The organism is Actinomyces sp. ICM58, assembly GCF_000283035.1.
GTDB lineage: Bacteria > Actinomycetota > Actinomycetes > Actinomycetales > Actinomycetaceae > Pauljensenia.
In genome coordinates, this window is sequence record NZ_ALIY01000085.1 from 1 (window position 1) to 5,054 (window position 5,054).

Genomic DNA, 5,054 nt, shown 5'->3' on the forward strand with positions numbered 1-5,054 from the left:
GGGATCGACGCTGGTCTGGCGGCCCTCGGCGCCCCCGCCGGCGCGTGGGTCGTTGTCGTGTCGGTGGACTGTCCGGGCATCGCCGACGTCCTGGCGGCGCTGCTCGACGAGCCGCTGGGCGATCGGTGCGAGGGGCGCATCCTGCGCGGCGGCGTGCCCGAGCCCTTTGATCAGTACCTCATGGGCGTCTATCGCGTCGGTGCGCTGCGCCGCGTCATCGACGAGGCCGTGGCGCGGCGGGGGAACGTGCGCGGCATGGGGGTGCGGCGGGTGCTGCGCGCCCTCGCGCTCGAGCGGGTGGATGTGAGCGCCGACGTGTGCAGGGACGTCGATACGCCCGAGGATATGGCGTGGTGGGGTGCTCGCCTGCCCTCATGATTTGTCGGTAATGCCTCGATGGGTATAGATTTAGAGGGTAAGTGTCTAGTTTCCTCATCCTATCGAGGTGCACGCATGAATCTTCGCCATGGGCTCCTGTGGCAACGGCTCGGACTGACCGTATTGTCAGGAATCCTTGTTGCATCTATTGCTCCCGCTACTGCTGCCGCTCCGACAAGCGGTCAGGAATCGCACGGCGACGTCGCGTCCGTCGACTTAGACCTGTCAGGGACGGATGCCGAGGCGGCCGGCCCGGCCGCCTCGCAGGATCGCGCGGCCTCGGACGGCGCTGACACTTCCGATGCCTCCGACGCCGCCGATTCCGCCGACGGTGCCACGGCCTCGTCCGAGGAGGAGAGCGCCGACGGCGTCGACGCGCAGGTCTACACCTTCCCCGGCACGGACGGCCCCACCCGCGTTCACGTCCTCACGACGACGGGTTCCGCGGACGCCATCCTGCTCGAATCGCGCGGCGTCTTCGCCATGATCGACGGCGCCGAGGGTGTCGGTGCCCCCGACGGCACCGACCCGCGCTACCCGCTGCGCCGCGGCGTGGTCCCCGGTTGGGCGGGGGATACCGACCGGGTTCTCGGTTACATGTCCAAGCACGGGGTCACCTCCTCCAACCTCGCGTTCTACCTGGGCACGCACGCCCACTCCGACCACATCGACAACGCGGACGATATCATCAGGAAGTTCCGCCCGAAGGTCATCTTCAGCCCCGAATACTCCGACAAGTGGATCACCAACCCCGATGGTCTGTGGGACAACCAGTGGGTCTACGACCACATGGTGGATGCCGCTAAGTGGGCACAGAAGACCTACGGAGCCCAGTTCGTGCAGAAGGTCGACGGCTACAACACCCACGTCCAGCTGGGTGACATGGACGTCCAGCTGATCCCCTTTGACCCCGAGGAAACCTACAAGGTCAAGGGCACGACCGACGCAAACCTCATGGGGTGGGGCGCGAAGGTGAGTGCCTTCGGGCGTAGCGCCTTCCTTGCAGCGGATCTCATGGATACCGAGGCAGACTGGAGCAAGCACAACGGCTTCGAGGCGCGCGTTGCTCAGGCTGTCGGCAAGGTCGACATGCTCAAGGCTGGCCACCACGGCCTACGCAGCTCGAACTTTCCTCCCTTCATGGAGGCGCTGGATCCCACCGCGATCATCCAGACGGGTTCGGAGTCTTTCACACCCGATAATCTCACTGAGAAGGTCATTCACGGTGACGTGCTCTGGGCACCGATGTCCGAGGTAGGAAGCGCTGGCATCGCCTCGGTAATCGCTACTTTCTCATCTGCTGGCATCTCCTACTCCGACTTCTCGGCCGCTTCCTGGGGGCATGAATACGATAAGGAAACGCCGCGCGCCTGGTGGTTCGCGGGCGGGCGGCCCGCCGCCAAGACCGGCTGGTGGAAGGGTTTCAGCGGTCACTGGTACTACTTTGCGGGCAAGCCCTCCGCCGAGGCCTCGGCGTGGATCAATGACGGCGGCCAGTGGTACTGGATGGACGCCACCGGCGCGATGACGACAGGGTGGATCCACGACGGTAAGGCCTGGTACTACCTGGATTCCGCCGGGCACCCCTCGGGCAATGGCTGGAGTTTCATCGACGGCTCGTGGTATTACCTGAGCGGCGGGCGCGTCGCCACCGGTTGGCTCTACGACTCGGGTTCCTGGTACTACCTTGACGAGCAAACCGGCGCGATGGCCACCGGATGGACCCAGGTCGATGGTCAGTGGTATTTCCTGCGTTCCTCGGGCGCGATGGTCACCGGCTGGCTGAACGGCGGCGGTACTTGGTACTACCTGAGCTCCAGCGGTTCGATGGCGACCGGGTGGTTCTACGACCACGGTGCTTGGTACTACTTCGCCTCCTCTGGCGCGATGGCCACCGGATGGTTCCAGGACGGGACCACCTGGTACTACAGCAGTTCCTCCGGCGCCATGATGACCGGCTGGCTGAACGGTGGGAGCTCTTGGTACTACTTGAGTGGTAGCGGCGCGATGGCAACCGGCTGGATCCTGGATCACGGTGCTTGGTACTACATGGATGAAACAGGTGCCATGGTCACCGGCACGCGCGAGGTCGACGGTCGATCCTCCACCTTCGCCTCGTCTGGGCGCTGGGTCGGCTACGCCTCCTGACCGAGGCCTCCTGACCGAGGCCTCGGCGATTATCCTCACTAAGTGCCGCCCGCCGCGTATCGACGCAGGTGGGCGGCGCTTGTCTGAGGTCTTGTTCCGTGCGTGGTGGGTTGATGGGAAGCTGTGGAGTGTTGCTGGTGGTGCAGAGCACTTAGAATTCATTCCGGGGAAGATGTAAAATTTTTACATCTAAGTGGGAAAGTGAGAGTGCGATGCTGCGGGTCCTTCACCTCGATAACTGGAAGTCCTTTTCGGAGCCGGTCGACTTTACGATGATTGCGGGTAAGGAAACTCGCCATGGAGAGACGCTTTACCTTGGCAGTAAGAATCGTGTGCTTCCTGTTGCTGCGATCTACGGCGCGAATGCTGCGGGAAAGTCCACTCTCCTCAACGCCCTCGCCCACCTGCAGGTCATGCTGCGCGAGCCGCGCAAGCGTGGGCAGCGCCTGCACTATCACCCGCACCTTCTTTTTGGTGCCAACAGGCCCAGCGTTATCGGTGTTGAGATCGTCCTCGATGTGCAGGATACGACGTCGAATCGAAAGGCCATCGTCTACTACGAGGTCGCGTTCAACGCGGGAGAAATCGTCGAGGAGTCCCTGTATCGTGTGCGCTCAGAAGATGAGCAGGCGGTCTTTGAACGCCACGGCCAGGAACTCTCTCTCTACGGCGATCTTGAGGATGACGCGTCGCTTGAGGCCGCGTCGAAGACGGTGCAGCCAAACCGTCTCTTCCTCGAAACCTGCTTCAATGCCGGACTCATTGACGAGGAGAATAACCTGCTCGGCTCCGTTATTCAATGGTTCCAACGGCTGACGATTGTGGGACGCGGAGCGCGTTACATTCTCATGCCGCAGCAAATCGCGCACGATGAGGATTTTCGTGCCGCTGTTGGGCAGGGGTTGACAGTCGCTGACACAGGCATCTCCGACATCTGCTTCACAGAGGTGCCTCGAGCCAAGGTACCTGCGGATGAGGGCACGCTTGGAGAAATTGAAAGCCAACTGACGGATAGCAAGCTTGACGGATACCTCATGACTGATGATGGCGTGGCCTTCCGTGTCCGTTCGGGCGAGGATGGGATTGTCTATGAGCGCCTTGTGACCGTCCATAAGGATGGTGCTGATGAGTTTCGACTGCCCCTCGAGCAGGAATCTGACGGAAGCATCCGTTATCTCAACCTGTTGCCTATTCTCTACTGGGCCGGGAAGAGACAACACTCCGGGGTCTATCTGATCGACGAGCTTGAAGATTCACTTCATCCAAAACTGACGGAGGAGCTCATTCGGTTGTTCCTGGATGCGTCGGGACCCGACGAGCAGCGCCAGCTGATCTTTACCACGCATGAGCTGCATCTACTCCGCGTTGACCTTCTGCGGCGCGACGAAATTTGGTTGGTGGAGAAGAACGAACACCGGTCAGAACTCACGAGACTCACGGACTTCCCTTCGTCCGACATTCGATTGGGCAGTGACCTGCAGCGGATGTACATGTCGGGTCGCCTCGGTGGCATCCCGCGGCTTTAGGAGGGGATGTGGGCAAGAAGAAGGTGCCGACGAGGAAATCCGCGCGCGGAAAACGAAGTGAATCGTTCGAAAAGGACGTAAAACCTCTCGTTATATTTGCCGTTGAAGGGAAGACAGAAAGGGAGTATTTGAAGGCTCTCAACCAGTCTCGATACGGTAGTGGATTTTCGTTTGAATTTTGCCCAACGTTCGATAAAGCATCAGCGAAGAATCTTCTTGTGAGTATCAAGCGGAAACTTCGTGATCTGGGTAGAGATGGTGGTGCTGGGGCTTGGATCGTCTGCGACGTGGATCAAAATATTGCTCACGCTAAGGGTCTGCAAGAGTGGCTTGAAGAGCGCTCGACGTTGCCTCGCGGCGTGGTCCTGTCAAATCCCTGTATTGAGACGTGGTTCGTCTATCACTGTGCGAACACGTGCTCGAGCCAGACCGCTGGTTCTGCTCTCAAAGAGCTGCAAAACAAATGGAAGCAGGGGACTTACGCGAAGGGGATGAGTATTCCCGAGTGGCTCATCGATCAAACCGACGAGGCCTGTTCACGGGTGCAACGAAGGCGGTTGAGTTTTGCGGAGGGTGCGACCGCGTGGGACGAGGCGCCCTGGAGTGACATGCCCGAGTTGATCGTATGGCTCGACCGGTTGAGACCACGACGCTCCGAATGAATCGGCCGCTGGGTCGGCTACGCCTCCTGACCGAGGCCTCGGCGATTATCCTCACTAAGCGCCGCCCGCCGCGTATTGACGCAGGTGGGCAGGGTCAAGTCCTGTGGAGTGGTGTAATCGTTTTGTGTCCTTCGGGTTGGGTTATGCGCTGAGTTGTAGTGGGGTGTCCTCCTGTTGGGTGGGTTGGGGTGTGAGTCGTGATTTGGTGAGGATGTCGAGGCTGAGGTAGCGTCGGCCTTCGGCCCATTCGTCGTTTTGTTCGGCTAGGACGGCTCCGACCAGGCGGATGATGGCCTGGCGGTTGGGGAAGATTCCCACGGAGTCGGTGCGTCGGCGGATT

4 protein-coding genes and 1 pseudogene are annotated in these 5,054 nt (G+C 60.8%); 4 read left to right on the forward strand and 1 reads right to left on the reverse strand.

The window, feature by feature from the left end; genetic code table 11:
• The 4 genes and pseudogenes from HMPREF1138_RS11235 to HMPREF1138_RS10660 all read left to right on the forward strand — a co-directional run.
• A pseudogene (locus HMPREF1138_RS11235) lies at nucleotides 1-378 on the forward strand (molybdenum cofactor guanylyltransferase); the annotation flags it as partial.
• Nucleotides 379-453: 75 nt separating this feature from the next.
• The gene (locus tag HMPREF1138_RS04200; protein ID WP_009056927.1) at nucleotides 454-2,526 is read left to right on the forward strand and encodes an MBL fold metallo-hydrolase; all 2,073 of its coding nucleotides are present in this window, start codon (nucleotides 454-456) and stop codon (nucleotides 2,524-2,526) included.
• A 212-nt stretch (nucleotides 2,527-2,738) separates the two neighbouring features.
• Nucleotides 2,739-4,052 carry an AAA family ATPase gene (locus tag HMPREF1138_RS04205; protein WP_009056921.1) on the forward strand — a complete coding sequence of 438 codons (1,314 nt, stop codon included), beginning with the start codon at nucleotides 2,739-2,741 and terminating at the stop codon, nucleotides 4,050-4,052.
• A gap of 8 nt (nucleotides 4,053-4,060) precedes the next feature.
• Complete coding sequence (locus HMPREF1138_RS10660; protein ID WP_009056923.1) at nucleotides 4,061-4,714, forward strand: RloB family protein; 654 nt, start codon at nucleotides 4,061-4,063, stop codon at nucleotides 4,712-4,714.
• Between the two features lie 141 nt (nucleotides 4,715-4,855).
• Here the strand turns inward: HMPREF1138_RS10660 and HMPREF1138_RS10665 are convergent.
• Nucleotides 4,856-5,054, reverse strand: a 199-nt coding sequence (locus HMPREF1138_RS10665) for a transposase (RefSeq protein ID WP_009056924.1), incomplete at its 5' end; no start/stop codon positions are given.